Source organism: Rubrivirga litoralis, from assembly GCF_031846415.1.
Classification (GTDB): Bacteria; Bacteroidota; Rhodothermia; order Rhodothermales; family Rubricoccaceae; genus Rubrivirga; species Rubrivirga litoralis.
On record NZ_JAVRHT010000002.1, the window covers coordinates 61,023 to 77,845 of the forward strand.

The 16,823-nt window shown below is 74.8% G+C and carries 14 protein-coding genes; 11 read left to right on the forward strand and 3 right to left on the reverse strand.

Features of this window, described 5'->3' with window-relative positions; translation table 11 throughout:
* Window positions 1-8 precede the first annotated feature (8 nt).
* The 4 genes from RM540_RS01725 (at window position 9) to recA (ending at window position 4,316) form a co-directional block, all read left to right on the forward strand.
* On the forward strand, window positions 9-632 hold the full coding sequence (locus RM540_RS01725) for a CDP-alcohol phosphatidyltransferase family protein (protein WP_311661560.1): 624 nt from the start codon (window positions 9-11) through the stop codon (window positions 630-632).
* A gap of 74 nt (window positions 633-706) precedes the next feature.
* Complete coding sequence (gene pyrE, locus RM540_RS01730; RefSeq protein WP_311661562.1) at window positions 707-1,351, forward strand: orotate phosphoribosyltransferase; 645 nt, start codon at window positions 707-709, stop codon at window positions 1,349-1,351.
* A gap of 254 nt (window positions 1,352-1,605) precedes the next feature.
* Entirely contained in the window at window positions 1,606-2,865 is a 1,260-nt protein-coding gene (locus RM540_RS01735; protein ID WP_311661563.1) for a CinA family nicotinamide mononucleotide deamidase-related protein, read from the forward strand.
* 356 nt (window positions 2,866-3,221) lie between these two features.
* Window positions 3,222-4,316, forward strand: coding sequence for a recombinase RecA (gene recA, locus RM540_RS01740; protein WP_311661564.1), 1,095 nt, complete (start codon window positions 3,222-3,224; stop codon window positions 4,314-4,316).
* A 147-nt stretch (window positions 4,317-4,463) separates the two neighbouring features.
* Here the strand turns inward: recA and RM540_RS01745 are convergent, their stop codons facing one another.
* Window positions 4,464-5,165 (reverse strand): SDR family NAD(P)-dependent oxidoreductase, encoded by a 702-nt coding sequence (locus tag RM540_RS01745; protein WP_311661566.1) that lies wholly within the window; start codon window positions 5,163-5,165, stop codon window positions 4,464-4,466.
* A gap of 149 nt (window positions 5,166-5,314) precedes the next feature.
* On the opposite strand from RM540_RS01745, the gene RM540_RS01750 reads away from it, so the two are divergent.
* From RM540_RS01750 to RM540_RS01760, 3 genes are all read left to right on the forward strand, one after another.
* Window positions 5,315-6,091 (forward strand): 3-oxoacyl-ACP reductase, encoded by a 777-nt coding sequence (locus RM540_RS01750; protein WP_311661568.1) that lies wholly within the window; start codon window positions 5,315-5,317, stop codon window positions 6,089-6,091.
* Window positions 6,092-6,446: 355 nt separating this feature from the next.
* Window positions 6,447-8,906, forward strand: a complete 2,460-nt coding sequence (locus RM540_RS01755) for a M4 family metallopeptidase (RefSeq protein ID WP_311661569.1) — start codon at window positions 6,447-6,449, stop codon at window positions 8,904-8,906.
* A gap of 289 nt (window positions 8,907-9,195) precedes the next feature.
* Window positions 9,196-11,352, forward strand: a complete 2,157-nt coding sequence (locus RM540_RS01760; protein ID WP_311661571.1) for a thioredoxin domain-containing protein — start codon at window positions 9,196-9,198, stop codon at window positions 11,350-11,352.
* 42 nt (window positions 11,353-11,394) lie between these two features.
* Here the strand turns inward: RM540_RS01760 and RM540_RS01765 are convergent, their stop codons facing one another.
* On the reverse strand, window positions 11,395-11,694 hold the full coding sequence (locus RM540_RS01765) for a DUF2442 domain-containing protein (protein WP_311661573.1): 300 nt from the start codon (window positions 11,692-11,694) through the stop codon (window positions 11,395-11,397).
* A 12-nt stretch (window positions 11,695-11,706) separates the two neighbouring features.
* A complete protein-coding gene (locus tag RM540_RS16380) occupies window positions 11,707-11,976 on the reverse strand; it encodes a DUF4160 domain-containing protein (protein ID WP_349256286.1) in 270 nt (89 codons plus the stop codon).
* 170 nt (window positions 11,977-12,146) lie between these two features.
* Here RM540_RS16380 and RM540_RS01770 point away from each other — a divergent pair, with 170 nt between their 5' ends.
* From RM540_RS01770 to hpt, 4 genes are all read left to right on the forward strand, one after another.
* Window positions 12,147-12,407 carry a hypothetical protein gene (locus tag RM540_RS01770; protein WP_311661574.1) on the forward strand — a complete coding sequence of 87 codons (261 nt, stop codon included), beginning with the start codon at window positions 12,147-12,149 and terminating at the stop codon, window positions 12,405-12,407.
* Window positions 12,408-12,482: 75 nt separating this feature from the next.
* Window positions 12,483-14,645: a DNA mismatch repair endonuclease MutL gene (mutL, locus tag RM540_RS01775; protein WP_311661575.1), complete on the forward strand. Its 2,163-nt coding sequence runs from the start codon at window positions 12,483-12,485 to the stop codon at window positions 14,643-14,645.
* 13 nt (window positions 14,646-14,658) lie between these two features.
* Entirely contained in the window at window positions 14,659-16,005 is a 1,347-nt protein-coding gene (gene tilS / locus RM540_RS01780; protein WP_311661576.1) for a tRNA lysidine(34) synthetase TilS, read from the forward strand.
* A gap of 239 nt (window positions 16,006-16,244) precedes the next feature.
* Window positions 16,245-16,823 carry a hypoxanthine phosphoribosyltransferase gene (gene hpt, locus RM540_RS01785; RefSeq protein ID WP_311661578.1) on the forward strand — a complete coding sequence of 193 codons (579 nt, stop codon included), beginning with the start codon at window positions 16,245-16,247 and terminating at the stop codon, window positions 16,821-16,823.

The following is a 16,823-nucleotide window of genomic DNA, read 5'->3' on the forward strand; positions in this document are numbered from 1 at the left end:
TCGCCCCGATGAAGCACGTCCCCAACGCCCTCACCGTCGGTCGCATCCTGGTCGCGCCGGTGTGCCTGTACCTGCTGTGGACGGGGACGCTGGGGGGGCAGGTGGCCGGGGCGGCCCTGTTTATCGTGGCCGCCATCACGGACTGGCTCGACGGCCATTTTGCCCGGCGCTACGGCGTGGGCTCGCGGCTCGGCCAGTTTCTCGACCCGCTGGCCGACAAGGTCCTGGTGCTCGGCGGCTTCTTTCTCGTCCCCTTCCTGGACCCGCTCGACCAGGGGCTCGCGAGCCTGGGCGGGGCGTGGCCCGCGTGGCTCGCGATCGCGGCCATCGCGGTGCGCGACCTCGCCGTGACCGTCCTCCGCGTGGTCTACGAGCGCCGCGGGCGCCCGCTCCAGACGTCGTCGGCGGCCAAGTGGAAGACGGCGTGGCAGCTCACGTTCCTCATCACGGCGTTCGTGTTCCTGGCCGGCACGCACATGCAGGCGCTGGGCGGCGCGCTGGGCGCGCTGGGCCGGTTCCTCTCGGCGGCGCTCGCGAGCCCCGCCCCGCTCGTGTTCCTGCTCGCGACGGCCGCGGTGACCGTTTACACGGGCGTCCTCTACTTCCGCTCGTCGTCGGCCACGGCCGTTTAGCGGGAGCCCGCCCCGCCCAGCGGAGACGTTCTGCGGACGGACCTGGCGGGCGGGGCGGCGGCTCCTCCATCCTTATGTCGACTTCCGAGACCCTCGCCCGCGACCTGCTCCGCATCGGGGCCGTCGCGCTCCGCCCCGACCAGCCGTTTACGTGGGCGAGCGGGCGGCTCGCGCCCGTCTACACCGACAACCGGCTCGCGCTGTCCCACCCCGCCGTCCGCGACCGAGTGGTCGCCGGGTTCGTGGACCTCGCCGGGCGCGTGGGCAGCGTCGAGGCCGTCTCGGGCACGGCCACGGCCGGCATCGCGCCCGGGGCGCTCCTGGCCGACCGGCTGGGTGTCCCGTTCAGCTACGTCCGCGCGGCGGCCAAGGGGCACGGGCGGGAAAACCGGATCGAGGGCCGCGTCGAGCCGGGGCAGCGCGTGGTCGTGGTCGAGGATCTGGTGTCGACGGGCGGCTCGGTCGTCTCGGCCGCCGAGGCGCTCCGCGAGGCGGGCGGGGCGGTCGTCGGCGCGCTCGCCGTCTTTACCTACGGGTTCCCCGAAGCCGACCGCGCGTTCGACGACGCCGGGCTGGATCTCCACACGCTGACGGACTTCGAGACGCTCGCGCGTCTCGCCGCCGAGACCGGCGCGCTCGGTGAGGGCGCGTGGAGCGTGCTCCGCGCCTGGCGCGACGACCCCGCCGGCTGGAGCCGCGAGCGGGGCGGGGCGGGGTAGGGGAGCCGCCCCGCCCCTGCGCGATGTGGGCGGGGTGGTGCACCGCCTCCGCCCCGCCCACACCGCGCGGACCGACGGCGTTGCCCGGCGGCGTTGCATGCAACGCCGCTACGGCGTCCGCCCCGCCGGCGCCGTGGGCGGGGTGGTCATCTGCCGCCCGCCGACCTTCCGGCCGTCTTCCGCCCCGCCCGCGCGCTGGGACCGGGCGGGGTGGGCATCTTCCGCCTTCCGCCTTCCGCCTTCCGCCTTCCCGCATGACCGGACACCTGCTCACCGTCGGCGACGAGATCCTGCTCGGCCAGATCGTTAACACGAACGCGGCGTGGCTGGGCGAGCGGCTGGCCGGCGCCGGCGTCGACCTCCGCCGCGCCGAGACGGTCGGCGACGACGTGGACGTGATCGCGGCGGCCATCGAGCGGGCCTACGCCGACGGCGCCGCGGTCGTCGTGGTCACCGGCGGGCTCGGCCCGACGCACGACGACGTGACGCGGGCGGCCGTGGCGCGCGTCTTCGGCCGCGACCTCACGTTCCACCCCGACCTGTTCGCCGCCATCGAGGCCCGCTACACCGAGCGCGGCCGGACGATGCCGCCCATCGGCCGCGTCATGGCCGAGGTGCCGGACGGGTTCGACGTGCTCGACAACCCGAAGGGCACGGCGCCCGGCCTCTGGGGCACGCGCGAGCGGGCGGGGCGGCGCGACGTGGTCGCCGTCCTCCCGGGCGTCCCGTACGAGATGGAGGCGATCACCGAGGGCTCGGTCCTCCCGCGCCTCCGCGCGCTCCAGGACGGGTTCGTCCTCAGCCGCACGCTGCTGACCGTGGGACGGGGCGAGAGCGACTTGGCCGGGATGCTCGACGGCTGGACCGCCCCGCCCGGGCTGGCGCTCGCCTACCTCCCCAGCCTAGGCACGGTCCGCCTGCGCGTGACGGCGCGCGGGCCGGACCGCGAGGCGGCGCAGGCGCTCGTCGACGAGGGCGCGGGCGCCCTCCGCGACCGGCTCGGGACGCTCGTCTTCGGCGAGGGCACGACGACGCTGGAGGCCGTCGTGAACGACCTGCTCGCGGAGCACGGGCGGACGGTCGCGTTCGCCGAGAGCTGCACGGGCGGGGCGGTCGCCGCGCGCGTGGCGTCGGTCCCCGGCGCCAGCCGCGTGCTCCGGGGCGGCGTCGTGGCCTACGACAACGCGGTCAAGGCCGACCTGCTCGGCGTGGCGTCGGACGCGCTCGACGACTTTGGCTCGGTGTCCGAGCCCGTCGCGCTCCAGATGGCGCGGGGCGTCCGCGAGCGCCTGGGCGCCGACGTCGGCGTGGCGACGACGGGCGTCGCGGGGCCGACCGGGGGCACGCCCGAGAAACCCGTCGGCACGGTCTGGGTCGCCTACGCGGACGCCGACGGCGAGCGGGCGGTCGGCCTCCGTCTCACGCGCGACCGGACCGTCAACATCGGCCTCACGACGACGGCGGCGCTGGACCTCCTGCGGCGCCAGACGCTGCGGTCGGTGGGGGAGGGATGAGGCGCGCGGGCGGGGTGGTGCCCGTTTGATTCCGCCCCGCCCTTTGGGTCCGCCCCACGACGGGCACCCGTAGGAACACGGCTTGCCGTGTCCGGGGCGGGCGGGGCGGCCGGAGCCCACGCCGCGCTAGAAGCAGGCTGCCACCCCGCCCCGCCGGCTCCTGGGCGGGGCGGCCCACCACCCCGCCCGCCGAACGTTTGCGGGCGGGGCGGGTACTCCAGCGCGAGGGCACCCCGACAAGGCGGGCCGTGACGCGGAGGTGTCACCCGACGTCCGTATCGTGGGCGCTCTCCCTCTTGCACCGCGCGGCCCCGCCCCGGCCCCGACCTCCAGCCCGCTCCCTAGAGCCCGACCCCATGGCGAAAACGACCACCGCCCCGCCCGCCGACTCCGCCGCCAAGGCGAAGGCCCTCGATCTGGCCATGAAGCAGATCGACAAGCAGTTCGGGAAGGGCGCCATCATGAAGATGGGCGACGCCCCGCCGGTCGAGATGGACGCCATCTCGACGGGGTCGCTGACCCTCGACCACGCGCTCGGGATCGGGGGCGTCCCGCGCGGCCGCATCATCGAGATCTACGGCCCCGAGTCGTCGGGCAAGACGACGCTGGCGACCCAGATCATCGCCGAGGCCCAGAAGCGCGGCGACCAGTGCGCGTTCATCGACGCCGAGCACGCCTTCGACCCGACCTACGCCGAGAAGCTGGGCGTGAACACGGACGAGCTGCTCATGTCGCAGCCCGACACCGGCGAGCAGGCGCTCGAGATCTGCGACATGCTCGTGCGCTCCGGCGCCCTCGGCGTCGTCGTCATCGACTCGGTCGCCGCGCTCGTGCCCAAGGCCGAGATCGAGGGCGAGATGGGGGCCAGCCACGTCGGCATCCAGGCCCGGCTCATGAGCCAGGCGCTCCGCAAGCTGACCGGCACGATCAAGCGGACGAACACGATCCTCATCTTCATCAACCAGATCCGCATGAAGATCGGCGTCATGTTCGGCTCGCCCGAGACGACCGCCGGCGGCCGCGCGCTCAAGTTCTACGCGTCGGTCCGCATGGACATCCGCCGGATCGGGGCGCTCAAGGACGGCCAGGAGGTCGTCGGCAACCGGACGCGCGTGAAGGTGGTCAAGAACAAGGTGGCGCCCCCGTTCCGCCAGGCCGAGTTCGACATCGTCTACGGTGAGGGCGTCTCGTCCTTGGGCGAGCTCGTCGACCTCGGGCTGGAGCACGACATCATCCAGAAGTCGGGGTCGTGGTACAGCTACGGCGAGGAGAAGATCGGCCAGGGCCGCGACGCCACAAAGGAGTGGCTGCGGACGAACGAGGACCGGCGCGAGGCCGTCAAGCAGTCGGTCAAGGAGGCGCTCGGGATGGTCCCCGGCCCGGCCCCGTCCGACGACGACAGCGACGACGTGGAGGTGGAGAGCGCGCAGGAGGCGCTCCTAGAAGACTAGGCCGCCCCGCCCCGCCCCGCCCCGACTCCGACGCCGCCCGGTCCACACCGGACGGCGTCGCTCGTTAGAGCGGACCCGAAGGGCGAGACGCGGGGCAGACGCCGGAGCGGGCGGGGTGGTCGGTTCTCCGGGTCCACGCCTCCGCCGTCACACGTCCCCCAGGGCGGGGCGGATCAGGACCTCCTCGACGACTGAGCGGGGCGAGAGGCCGGCCACCTCGACGGCCACGCGGGCGACGTCCTCCGGCGGCATGAGCCGGTCGGCCTCGACGCCCGCGCCCTCCCACGACGGCGTGAGCGTGGCGCCCGGCAGGAGCACCGTCACGCCGACGCCGGTCCCCTTGGTCTCCTCGCGGAGCGCGCGCGCGAGGCCGAGGACGGCGTGCTTGGCCGCCCCGTACGCCGCCCCGCCCGGGTAGCCGCGGACCGACGCGACCGACCCCATCATGAGCACGCGGCCGGAGCCGCGCGCGAGCAGGGCCGGCAGAAAGGCGCGCGTGACCAGGAACGCGCTGACAGCGTTGACCTCGATCTGCCGCCGGAACGTCTCGGGCGACGTGTCCAGAAACCCGCCCGGCGTAAACAGGCCGGCGTTGTTGACGAGCACGTCGGGCACGCCGAGCTGATCGGCCACGTCGCGGCCGAGCGCCTCGACGGCCGCGTCGTCGGTCACGTCGCACGGGAACACGTCGGCCTGGCCGCCCCGCCCGCGGCAGTCGGCGGCGACGACCTCCAGCTTCGCCTCGTTCCGGCTGACGAGGGCGAGGCGCGCGTCGTCCTGCTCGGCGAAGGCGCGGGCAATGGCGGCGCCAATCCCTTGGGAGGCGCCGGTGATGAGGACGAGCGACATGGCAGGCGGAGGGGCAGCGGGCGGGGTGGCCTCCAACGCAGCGGGCGCGCGGCGCCGTTCCCGGCCGGTAGCTTCGGACCGCCCCGCCCGCCGACTGCGCGGGCGGGGGGGTACCGACCTCGTTCCCCCCAGCCCGTCAGCGCCTCCCTATGCCCGCTTTGCCGTCCGACACCGTCGCCCTCGTCACCGGAGCCAGCCGCGGGGCGGGGCGGGCGATTGCTCGCGCGCTCGCCCGCGAAGGCGCCGCCGTCGCCGTGAACTACCTCCAGAGCCAGGACAAGGCCCAAGCCGTGGTGGAAGAAATCGAGAGCGCCGGCGGCCGCGCCTTTGCGCACCAAGCCGACGTCACGGACGCCGACGCGGTGCAGGCCCTCGTCGACGCCGTCGTCGAGCGGTGGGGCCGCCTCGACGTCGTCGTGTCGAGCGCGCTCCCGCGCTACTCGTTCGACCCGAGCGCGCCGTACGTGAGCGTCGAGACGGTCGAGTGGGACCACTTCCAGCGCCAGTATGAGGGGGCCGTCCGCGCGGCGTTCCACCTGGCGCGCGCCGCGCTCCCGACGATGAAGGCGCAGGGCGGCGGCTCGCTCGTCCACGTCGGCACCAACCTCGTCTACAACCCGGTCGTGACGTACCACGACTACACGGCGGCCAAGGCCGGCCTCGTAGGCCTCACGCGGACGCTGGCGAAGGAACTCGGGGCCTACGGCGTCCGCGTCAATCTCGTCGCCGGCGGCCTCCTCCAGACGACCGACGCGAGCGCCGTCACCACGGACGAGGTGTTCGAGTTCGTCCGCCAGGGGACCCCGCTCCAGGAGACCGTGACGCCGGAGCAGTTTGCCGACGCCGTTCTCTTTTTCGCCTCGCCCTGGAGCCGGTCGGTCACCGGCCAGTCGCTCGCTGTCGACGGCGGCCTGACGATGGCGTAGGGGCGGGGCGGCGTAGGGGACGATGGCGTAGGGGCGGGGCGGCCCACGCAGGCTCGGGGCGCCACCCCGCCCCGCGGTCGTGGCTCCGGGCGGGGCGGCCGTCCACCCCGCCCAGGCGCTGCCGCCGGCCGGGGCGGGGTGGGCTCGGCGGCGGGCGCCACGGCGGGCGGGGCGGGCTCGGTGGCTACGACGATGGAGACCTGACGGTTAGGTGAGGGAGGACGATAGGCGCTCGTTAAGCGGAGAAATGGATTGCGCGAAGTGAGGATGAACCTTACCATCGTTGCTCCAGCCACCCCGCCCTGGTGTCTCCAAACGGGTGGTGTTCCTGTCGGTCTCCCTGGCCCTTTGCCCCATGCCCCTTGCTCCTTTCCGCCCCACCGCCTGGTGGGTGCTCGCTGCGGCGCTCGCCGTCACCGTTGTCTCTCCCGCCGCCGCGCAGGACGCGGACGCCCGCTTGTCGAAGGCCGCCTTCGACGCCTCCACGCTGACCCGCGTCGCGTGGGACGGCGAGCGGGGCACCCCGCAGTTTCTCGCCGGCGACCTCGGCGTGTACGACGCCGCGCCCGCAGCGGCGGCCCAGGCGTTCCTGAGCGCGAACGCGGCCGCGTTCGGGTTCGACGAGGACCCCGATGTCCGCCTCGTGCGCGCCGAGCGCGACGACCTCGGGCTCGAGCACGTCGTCGTGCAGCAGGAGGTCGGCGGCGTCCCCGTGTGGGGCGCCCAAAGCGCGCTCCACCTCGACCGGTCGGGCCGGGCCTACGCCTGGGGCGGCGCGCTCCACCCCGGCGCTGAGAGCGTCGCGACCCGCCCCGCCCTCAGCGCGGCGTCGGCGCTCGACGCCGCCCGCGCGGCGGTGGCGGTGACCGAGGAGCGGGCGTCGGTGCCCGCCGACGCGCTCGGCGAGGCCATCGACTGGACGCCCCAGGCCGAGCTCGTGGTCTACCCCGGCGACGACGGCTACGCGCTCGCCTACCACGTCCGCCTGTTCGCCGAGCGGCCGGTGCCGGCCAACTGGGAGGTGTTCGTCGACGCCCAGACCGGCGCCGTCCTCCACCACTTCAACTCGATCCACACGACCGCCCCGCCCTCGGCGGGCGCGGCCGGGCGGGGCGGGGCGGCGGCCAGGGCGGCGGCCGGCTCGCCCGTGTTCGTCGACGGCTCGGCGAACGGGACCGGGACGACGCTCTACGCTGGGACGACCTCCATCCCGACGTTCCTCTCGCAGGGCACCTACTACCTCTACGACACGACGCGCGGGCCGGATTACATCCGCACGCTGTCGGCGAACGGCCAGAACACGCTGCCGGGCAGCTACGTGACCGACGCCGACAACAACTTCTCGGCCTCCAACCAGCGGATCGCCGTGAGCGCCCACACGGGCGCCGTCCAGGTCTTCGACTACTTCAAGGGGACGCACGGCCGGTCGAGCTACGACGGCAACAACGCCTCGATCACCTCGACCGTCAGCTACGACGACGTGCCGGGCGGCGACGGGTACAACAACGCCTTCTGGAACGGCCAGCAGATGGTCTACGGCGACGGCGACGGCCGGACGTTCTCGCCGCTCGTCGAGCTCGATATCGTCGCCCACGAGCTCACGCACGCCGTGACCGGCGCCTCGGCCGGGCTCATCTACCAGAACGAGTCGGGGGCGCTGAACGAGGCCGTTTCCGACATCTTCGCCGTCATGGTCGACCGCGACGACTACCGCGTCGGCGAAGAGTCGTACACGCCGGGCACGTCGGGCGACGCGCTCCGCTACCTCGACGACCCGCCGGCCGGCGACCAGCCGGACCACTACGCCGACCGCTACGTCGGCAGCCAGGACAACGGCGGCGTCCACATCAACTCGGGGATCGCCAACAAGCAGGCGTACCTGATGATGGCCGGCGGCACGTTCCGCGGCCAGTCCGTCCAGAGCGTCGGCCGGGGTGTGACCGAGAAGGTGTGGTACCGGGCGCTCACGCGCTACTTCACGGCCTCGACCAACTTCGCGGGCGCCCGCGAGGGGACGCTCCAGGCGGCGGCCGACCTCTACGGCGCCGGCTCGTCGCAGGCCCGCGCGGTCGCCGACGCCTGGGCGGCTGTCGGCGTCGGCTCGGCGTCCGGCGGCTCGGACGGCGGCACCGGCGGCGGCACGCCCGAGTGGCGCTACGAGACGCAGACGATCCAGAGCCCGCACCCGTACAGCAACAGCCTCAACAACACGAAGTCCTACTCGAAGTCCGGCGCCCAGCGCGTGGCGATGTACTTCGAGCGGTTCGAGCTCGAGGCGAACTACGACTACGTCTACGTCAAGGACCAGTCGGGGACGACGCGGGCCACCTACACCGGCACGAAGGACGCCTTCTGGGCCATCGTCGACGGCCCGGTGATCTCGGCCAACCTCGTCACCGACCGGAGCGTGACCGGCTACGGCTACCGCGTGACGCGCGTGGCCTACTTCTCGGACCGCGCGCTCCTCGCGGCCGACGCCGAGGGGACGCCGCTCGCCGAGGCCCCGACCGCCCCGCCCTCGGACCCGGTCCTGGCTCTCCAGAAGGCCGAGGTCGTGGAGCTGTCGCTGGCCCTCGCCCCGAACCCGGCGCGCTCGGCCGCGACCGTGACGGTCGGCCTGCCCGAGGGCGGGGCGGTCCGCGTGGCGGTCTACGACCTCCTCGGCCGCGAGGTGGCCGTGGCGGCCGACGGCACGTTCGAGGCGGGGCTCCACCCGGTCGCGCTCCAGACGGCCGCGCTCCCGGCCGGCGCCTACGTCGTCGTGCTCGACGCGGCCGGCGAACGGCGGACGTCGCGGCTGACGGTCGTGCGCTAGCCGCCCCGCCCGTGGGGACCGCCCCGCCCGGCGTCCCGAGCGCCCCCGCCCCGCCCGGGCGGGGGCGTTTTTTTGTAGAGGGATGGGGGATGCGCGCTCCGCGCGCTCGGGATGGGGGATGGGCAGAGGCGCGGCCCGGACCGCCCCGCCCTCGGCACGGGGCGAGGCGCGGCGAGGCCTGGAGCCCCCCCCCGCCGGTCGGATCCCGAGGGCGGGGCAGACCCGGAGGGCGGGGCGGGAACGCATTCCCCACATCCCTCTATCCCTCCATCCCCCATCCCTCCCCATTGTGAACCGCCTCGCCCAGACCAACAGCCCGTACCTGCTCGGCCACGCCGGCAACCCCGTCGACTGGTGGCCGTGGTCGGACGCCGCCTTCGAGGAGGCCCGCCGCCGCGACGTGCCCGTGTTCCTCTCCATCGGCTACGCGACGTGCCACTGGTGCCACGTCATGGAGCACGAGTCGTTCGAGGACGCCGAGGCCGCGCGCGCGCTCAACGACGCGTTCGTGTGCGTCAAGGTGGACCGCGAGGAGCGGCCCGACGTCGACGGCGTCTACATGGCCGCGGTCCTCGCGGCGACCGGGCGGGGCGGGTGGCCGCTGACGGCGCTGCTCACGCCCGACACGCGCGAGCCGTTCTGGGTCGGGACCTACCTCCCGCGCGAGAGCCGCGGCGGCCGGATCGGCGTGCTCGACCTGGCCGAGAACGTGTCGCGGTTCTGGCGCGAGAACGCCGACGGCGTGCGCCAGTCGGCGTCCGAGCTGGCCGGCGTCGTCCGCCGCATGGGCGAGGGCGGGTCCGAAGGCGACGCGCTGGGCGCGGCCGACGTGGACGCCGCGGCCGAGGCGCTCCGCCGACGGTTCGACCCGGCGCACGGCGGGTTCGGGGCGGCCCCCAAGTTCCCCACGCCGCACCACGTGCTGTTCGCGCTGCGGCGCGGGGCGCAGACGGGCGACGAGTCGCTCACGGCGCTCGCCGTCGCCACGCTCCGGGCGATTCGGCGAGGCGGCGTCTACGACCAGCTCGGCGGCGGGCTCCACCGCTACGCGACCGACCGGGCGTGGCTCCTGCCGCACTTCGAGAAGATGCTCTACGACCAGGCCGGCTACGCGCTCGCCTGCACCGAGGCGTGGGCGGCGACCGGCGCGCCCGACCTCCGCGAAGCGGCCGAGGCCACGCTGGACTACGTGCTCCGCGACCTGCGCTCGCCGACCGGCGCCTTCTTCTCGGCCGAGGACGCCGACTCGCTGAACGCCCACGGCGAGCGCGAGGAGGGCGCGTTCTACGTCTGGACCGAGGCCGAGATCGACGCCGCGCTGGATGCCGACGACGCCCGGATCGCCAAGGACATTTGGGGGACCGAGCCCGCGGGCAACTACGCCGACGAGGCGACGGGCCAGAAGACGGGCGCGAACGTGCTCCACCACCCCGCCCCTGACCTCTCAGCAGACGATCCGCTCGCGCCCGCGGCGGAGCGCCTGGGCCTGGACACCGACGACCTGCGCGCCCGTCTCGGCCCGATCCGCCGGGCGCTCCTCGACGTCCGGGCGGGGCGGCCGCGCCCGCTCCTCGACGACAAGGTCCTGACCGACTGGAACGGGCTCGCGATCGCCGCCCTCGTCGTCGCCGCGCGCACGTTCGGGCGCGACGACTACGCCGACGCGGCGGGCGGGGCGGCCGCCTTCCTGCTCGGCACCATGCGGACGGACGCGGGCGGCCTCCTCCATCGCTACCGAGACGGCGAGGCCGGCATCGACGGGCTCCTCGACGACTACGCGTTCCTCGTCTGGGGCCTCACCGAGCTGTACCAGACGACGTTCGACGAGGCGCACCTCGCGGCGGCCCTCGACCTCCACGCCCAGATGCGCGAGCGGTTCGAGGACTCGGAGGGCGGCTACTTCGTCTCGCCCGCCGACGCGCCCGACCTCATCGTCCGCCAGAAGAGCCCGGACGACGGGGCGCTGCCGGCCGGCGCGAGCGTGGCCGTCTACAACGGGCTCCGCCTCGCGCGCCTCACGGGCCGCCCCGCCCTCGAAGAGGCCGCCCGCCGCGGGCTGCGCGCGCCGGCCGTCGTCCGCGAGCACCCGTCGGGCTTTACGCACCTCCTGACGGCGGCGGCGTTCGCGGCCGGCCCGGCGCAGGAGGTCGTGGTCGCGGGCGAGCGGGGCGGGGCGGACACGGCGGCCGTGCTGGCGGCCGTCCGCTCGGTCTACGCGCCGTTCGCGGTCGCGCTGCTGCGGGCGCCCGGCGTCGGCCCGGCGCCGATCAGCGAGCTCGCGCCGTTCGCCGAGGCGCAGACGGCGCTGCCCGCCCCACGCGGGCGGGGCGGGGCGGCGACGGCGTACGTGTGCCGCGACCACGTGTGCAGCGCGCCGACCATGGACCCGGAGGCGGCGCGGGCGCGGCTGGCCGAGGCGGTCGCCGCCCCGCCCGCCGGCGGCTGAGGGCCGCCCCGCCCGCGCCGGCGTTCGTGGGCGGGGCGGGCGTTACGCCGGCTCCCCTCCGTAGTAGAGCGAGTCTCGATGGAGGTCCGCCCCGCCCGGCCACTCCAGGCCGAACCCTCCGGGCTCCACGGCCACGCGCGCGAATGCGTCGGGGGTGGCCGGCGGCGCGACCGGCCCGGTGCCGACGCTGTCTGCGAGATCGAGCCGCCGGCGCTCCCCGGTCCCGAACGTAGCGACGAGGACGAACGGGGGGTCGGCCCGGACTGCGATGATCCTCGGGGCCAGGGGGAGCGGGGCGGGGCGGTCGCCGGGAGGCGGGGCGGGGGAGGCAGTGACTGACATGAAGGCGAGGCGCTAGCGAAGTGGAACGATCGTGCCGGGAGCCTCTCCGTTCACGGCCCGACTCCACGCCCGTTCCAACTCCTCAGCGTGAAGCTCGGCCCACGCTTGGACGAGGCGCCGTTGTCTCCGTGGGAGTTTGCCGGCTAAGACCTCTGCATCAGGGATCGAGAATGCTGCCTCGTGCTCGGCGTAGCGAGCGTGAAAGTGAGGAGTTTGGTGACGGTCGGTGTCGCGCCAGTAGAGTCGGATGAGGATGCCGTAGAACTCAGAGACGGTAGGCACAGGTCGGGCGGGGCGGGACGAGAAAATAGGGGTTTCAGCTTGCGGGGCGGGAACGCCGCCCGCCCCGCCCGTGACGCGGCGATGGCACCGGCCGCGCCGACGTTGGGGGAGGGCCGGACCCGAAACCGCCCCGCCCCGCCGTTACCTTCCGGTCCACACCCCAGAGCACCATGTTGGGATTAAAGAGCGGGCGGATGGCCCAGCCGCGGCGGTTCGAGTACACGCCGCGGTTCTACGACCCCGAGGCCGAGGCCCGGCGCAAGCGCCAGCTCCAGTTCGTCCGCCCCAGCGAGCGGCGGTCACGGAAGACGAAGCAGCCGCAGTTCATCGCCGTCGGCCTCGCGCTGGCCGTCGCGTTCTACCTGTTCCTGAACATCGACACGATCGTTGAGCGCGTGTCGGCCTTTAGCGGCTGGTTCTTCACCGGCTAGAGCGAGCGGGGCGAGGGGACGGGGAAAGAGCCTTTTTCTCGTCACCCCTCGCTCGTCACCCGCACCTTTCCCCCCGTGCCCACCCCGCCGCCCGGCCACCCCGCCCCGCCCGACGCGCCCGACGACGGGGGCGGGGCGGACGACGGGATCGTCCGGGCGCTCCCGGACACGCTGGCCTCGAAGATCGCGGCCGGTGAGGTCGTCCAGCGGCCGGCCAACGCGCTCAAGGAGCTGGTCGAGAACGCGCTCGACGCCGGCGCCTCGCGCGTCGATGTCACGCTCAAGCGGGCCGGCTCCGAGCTCATCCAGGTGGCCGACGACGGGGGCGGGATGGGGCCGCGCGACGCCGTGGCCAGCTTCGGGCGCCACGCGACGAGCAAGCTCCGCCACTTCGAGGACCTGGAGCGGCTCCAGACGCTCGGGTTCCGCGGCGAGGCCCTCGCCTCGATCGCGTCCGTCGCCCAGGTCGAGCTCAAGACGAAGCGGCGCCAGGACCCGACGGCGTGGTGCGTCCGCGTCGACGGCGGCGAGGTGGTGTCGGAGGCGCCGTGCGCGGCGCCCGACGGCACGTGCGTCTCGGTCCGCAACCTGTTCTACAACGTGCCCGCGCGGCGGGCCTTCCTGAAGACGCCGGCGACCGAGTTCAAGCACCTCGTCGAGACGTTCCAGGCGCTCGCGCTCTCGCACCCGGCCGTCGCGTTCTCGCTCACGCACGACGACACCGAGGTCTGGCGGCTCGCGCCGGGCGTCCCGCAGACCGGCGGGGCGGGATCAGGCGGCGGGGAAGGCGGCGGAGCGCAGGCCGACCGGGAGGCCGCCCTCGTCCGCCGCCTGTCGGACCTCGCGGGCGGCGTCGACGCGTCCGAGCTGACGGCCGTCGAGGAGACGACGAGCTACCTCTCGGTCCGCGGCGTCGTCGCCGGGCCGGACCGCGCGCGGCGCTCGCGCGGCGACCAGTACCTGTTCGTGAACGGCCGCTACGTCAAGAGCCGGTCGCTCGACCACGCCGTCGCGCAGGCGTTCGGGGCGCTGCTCCCCGAGCGCCGGCACCCGCTCTTCGCCCTGTTCCTGACCGTCGACCCGCGCCACGTCGACGTCAACGTGCACCCGACCAAGACCGAGGTCAAGTTCGACGACGACCGCGGCGTGTACAGCTTCGTGCAGGCCGTGGTCAAGCGGGCGCTGGCCGAGGACGGGCTGGGGCTCACGTTCGACCCCAACGCCCGGGCCGTCGGGGCGCCGACTGTCGGGGCGCCCACCCCGCCCGCGCCGTCCGGCGACGGGTTCCGATCACAAGCCGACGAGTCGCACGCTGGCGGACCGCAATCCAACCAGCCGCCGTCCGACGAGTGGGCTGCCCCGCCCGTGTTCACGGTCCCCTCCGCGGCCACGCCGCCCCGCTCGGCCCCGCCGCCCGGCGGCCCGCGCTTCGACGAGGCACAGCCTGCCGTCCGGCGTCCTGACGGCCCGCGTCTTGACGGCTCGCGTCCCGAAGCGCCCGCCCCGCTCCCCGCCGGGGGCGGGGCGGGGTGGACCGACCACCCCGCCCCGGGTGGCCGTCCGCCCGCCGGCCTCCCGCTCTCCGGCGCGCCGTTCGCGGGCGGGGCGGCGGGAGGCGGACCGATCCCGGCGCGGGGAGGGGGCGCCGACATCGACCTCGACGCCGACGCTGACCGGACGCTGTGGCAGCTCCACGGCCGCTACCTCCTCTCGCCGGTCCGCTCCGGGCTCCTGGTCGTCGACCAGCGGGCGGCTCACGAGCGCATCCTCTACGAGCGCGCCGTGTCCGCGATGGAGGGCGGGATGGCCCCGACGCAGCAGCTCCTGTTCCCGTTCACGGTCGACCTCACGCCGGCCGACGCCGAGCTGCTGGGCGAGATCACCGGCGACCTCCGCGCGCTCGGGTTCGACCTCGACGCGCCCGCGGGCGGCCCCGTCCTCGTCCGCGGCGTGCCCGCGGACGTCCGGCTGGGCGACGAGCGCGAGGTGCTCGACGACCTGCTCGCGCAGGTCCGCCGGAACAGTCGGCTCCTGCACCTCCCCGCCCGCGAGAACCTCGCGCGGAGCATGGCGGCGCGCAGCGCGATCCGGCCCGGCCAGGCGCTCGGGCCGGTCGAGGCGCGGTCGCTGGTTGACCAGCTGTTCGCGTGCGGCGACCCGTTCACGGACCCGGCCGGGCGCCCGACGATGATCCGGCTGTCGTCGGACGAGATCGACCGCCGGTTCCGCCCGTCGTGAGCGGGCGCCGGTCGTGAGCGGGGCGGGGCGGCCGTTCGCCGCCCGCGTCGCCGCGTCGCTCACAGGCGAGGGCGGGGTGGCGGAGGGCGCACGCCTGGTCGTCGCCGCGAGCGGGGGCGTGGATTCGACCGTCCTCCTGCGGACGCTGGTTGGGGCGGGTTGGTCCGTTATTGCAATTCATGTCGATCACAGCCTCCGCGACGGCGAGCGCGAGGCGCAGTTTGTCCGCGACCTGGGAGAGAGCCTGGGCATTGAGACGGAGACGGTCCGCGTCGAGGTCGCGCCCGGCAACGTGCAGGCGCGGGCGCGCGAGGCCCGCTACGCCGCGCTCGCCGACGCCGCCCGCCGCCACGGTGCCGCCGCCGTCGTGACCGGGCACACGGCGACGGACCAGGCCGAGACGGTCCTCCTCAACCTCGTGCGCGGGAGCGGCCTGCGCGGGCTCGCCGGCATGGCCGTTCGCCGCGACCTGGGCGGCGTCGCCCTCGTCCGCCCGCTCCTGTGGGCCACGCGCGCCGAGGTCGAGGCCGAGGCCGCCGCGCGCGGCTGGGGCTGGATCGAGGACCCGACGAACGCGACCGGCCGCTACCGCCGCAACCGGCTCCGCCGCGACGTGCTCCCGCTCCTGGAGGCCGAGGGCGGGTCGCGCACGGCCGCCCGGATCGCCGCCGCCGCCGCCGCCGCGCGCGCCGCGCTCGACCGCCCCGCCCTCCTCGACCTCGTCGGCACGGCCGACGGGCGGGGCGGCGTCGTGGACCTCGACCGAGTCCGCGTGCTCGACCGCCCCGCCCGCCTCGCCGTGTGGGCCGACGCGCTCCGGCGGTGGGCGCCCGGCGCCGCCGCGTCGGCCGCGCTCCTCGACCGGATCGACGCGCTCCTCGACGCGCCGGTCGGCCAGCGCGTCGGCGCTGCCGGCGCCGTCGTGTGGCGAGAGCGGGGCGCGCTCGCGTTCACCACGCCGACCGCCCCGCCCCCGCCCGTTGTGGTCGAGGCGTCAGGGCGCTGGTCGGCCGCGGTGGGGGCGGGGTGGGTTGAGGGTCGCCCGTTGGGCGCCGTGCCCCCGTCGTTCCCGTCGTCGCCCAACGCCGAGGTGGTCGACGCCGACCGCGTGCCGGGCCGGCTCGTCGTCCGCCCGTGGCGCGACGGCGACCGGGTCCGCCCGCTGGGGCGGGGCGGCTCGGCGCTGGTCTCGGACCTCCTGGCCGACCGCCGCGTGCGGCCGTCGCGGCGCCGCGATGTGCTCGTGGTCGAGGGCGGCGGCGAGGTGCTGTGGGTGGTCGGCCATCGGCTCGCGCGGGCCGTCGCCGTCACAGACGCCACGCGCCGCGCCGCGCGGTGGACAGTTAGCACGGGCTTCTAGTGCAGCGCCGAGCCACACGTGACGGGTCGGCGGGTGTTGCGTACGGCGTGTTGCGTCGGCCTCGAACACGCGACACGAACCACGCAACACGGGCGGCCGACCCCATCAGAACCTCGTTGAGAGACCACAGGTGGAGCCCGGTCTGGTCCCCCGCATTCCTCCACCCCGTCTCCCTCCGCATGCCGGTGGCGGCGCCGGGCGGGGCGGGGTAGCTTCGGTCTCCGCTGCCGCCCCGCCCGATGGAGTCCGTCGCTGCCCCCGAGACTGTCACCTGCCGCGGCGAGCGGTTCCGGCTCTACCTCGACGAGGTGACGATCGCGCGGCGCATCCGCGAGATGGGCGAGCAGATCGCGGCCGACTACGAGGGGCTCGGCCCGCCGATCCTGGTCGGCGTCCTGAACGGGGCGTTCATCTTCACGGCCGATCTCCTCCGCGCGATCCCGGGCGACTGCGAGGTCGACTTCTACAAGCTCTCGAGCTACGGCGAGAAAAAGGTGTCGAGCGGGGCGATCACCGAGCAAAAGGCGGTCTCGGCCGACCTCTCGGGCCGCCACGTGATCGTGGTCGAGGACATCGTGGACACGGGCCTCTCGATGAAGTACGTGCTCGACCAGATCGCCGCGCGCGGGCCGGCCTCGCTCCGCGCGGCCACGCTCCTCCGCAAGCCGGACGCGGCCAAGGTCGAGGTCGAGGTCGACTACGTCGGGTTCGACATCGACAACCTGTTCGTGATCGGGTACGGCCTGGACTACGGCCAGCTCGCGCGGAACCTGCCGGCGGTCTACATCCTGGACGACGAGGGCGGGGCGGGGGTGTAG

What these genes read in the sequence shown, in the direction of transcription:
- RM540_RS01725 (WP_311661560.1), top strand. Translation starts at nt 9, where the DNA reads ATGAAGCACGTCCCCAACGCCCTCACCGTCGGTCGCATCCTGGTCGCG.
- pyrE (WP_311661562.1), top strand. Translation starts at nt 707, where the DNA reads ATGTCGACTTCCGAGACCCTCGCCCGCGACCTGCTCCGCATCGGGGCC.
- RM540_RS01735 (WP_311661563.1), top strand. Translation starts at nt 1,606, where the DNA reads ATGACCGGACACCTGCTCACCGTCGGCGACGAGATCCTGCTCGGCCAG.
- recA (WP_311661564.1), top strand. Translation starts at nt 3,222, where the DNA reads ATGGCGAAAACGACCACCGCCCCGCCCGCCGACTCCGCCGCCAAGGCG.
- RM540_RS01745 (WP_311661566.1), bottom strand. Translation starts at nt 5,165, where the DNA reads ATGTCGCTCGTCCTCATCACCGGCGCCTCCCAAGGGATTGGCGCCGCC.
- RM540_RS01750 (WP_311661568.1), top strand. Translation starts at nt 5,315, where the DNA reads ATGCCCGCTTTGCCGTCCGACACCGTCGCCCTCGTCACCGGAGCCAGC.
- RM540_RS01755 (WP_311661569.1), top strand. Translation starts at nt 6,447, where the DNA reads ATGCCCCTTGCTCCTTTCCGCCCCACCGCCTGGTGGGTGCTCGCTGCG.
- RM540_RS01765 (WP_311661573.1), bottom strand. Translation starts at nt 11,694, where the DNA reads ATGTCAGTCACTGCCTCCCCCGCCCCGCCTCCCGGCGACCGCCCCGCC.
- RM540_RS01770 (WP_311661574.1), top strand. Translation starts at nt 12,147, where the DNA reads ATGTTGGGATTAAAGAGCGGGCGGATGGCCCAGCCGCGGCGGTTCGAG.
- hpt (WP_311661578.1), top strand. Translation starts at nt 16,245, where the DNA reads ATGGAGTCCGTCGCTGCCCCCGAGACTGTCACCTGCCGCGGCGAGCGG.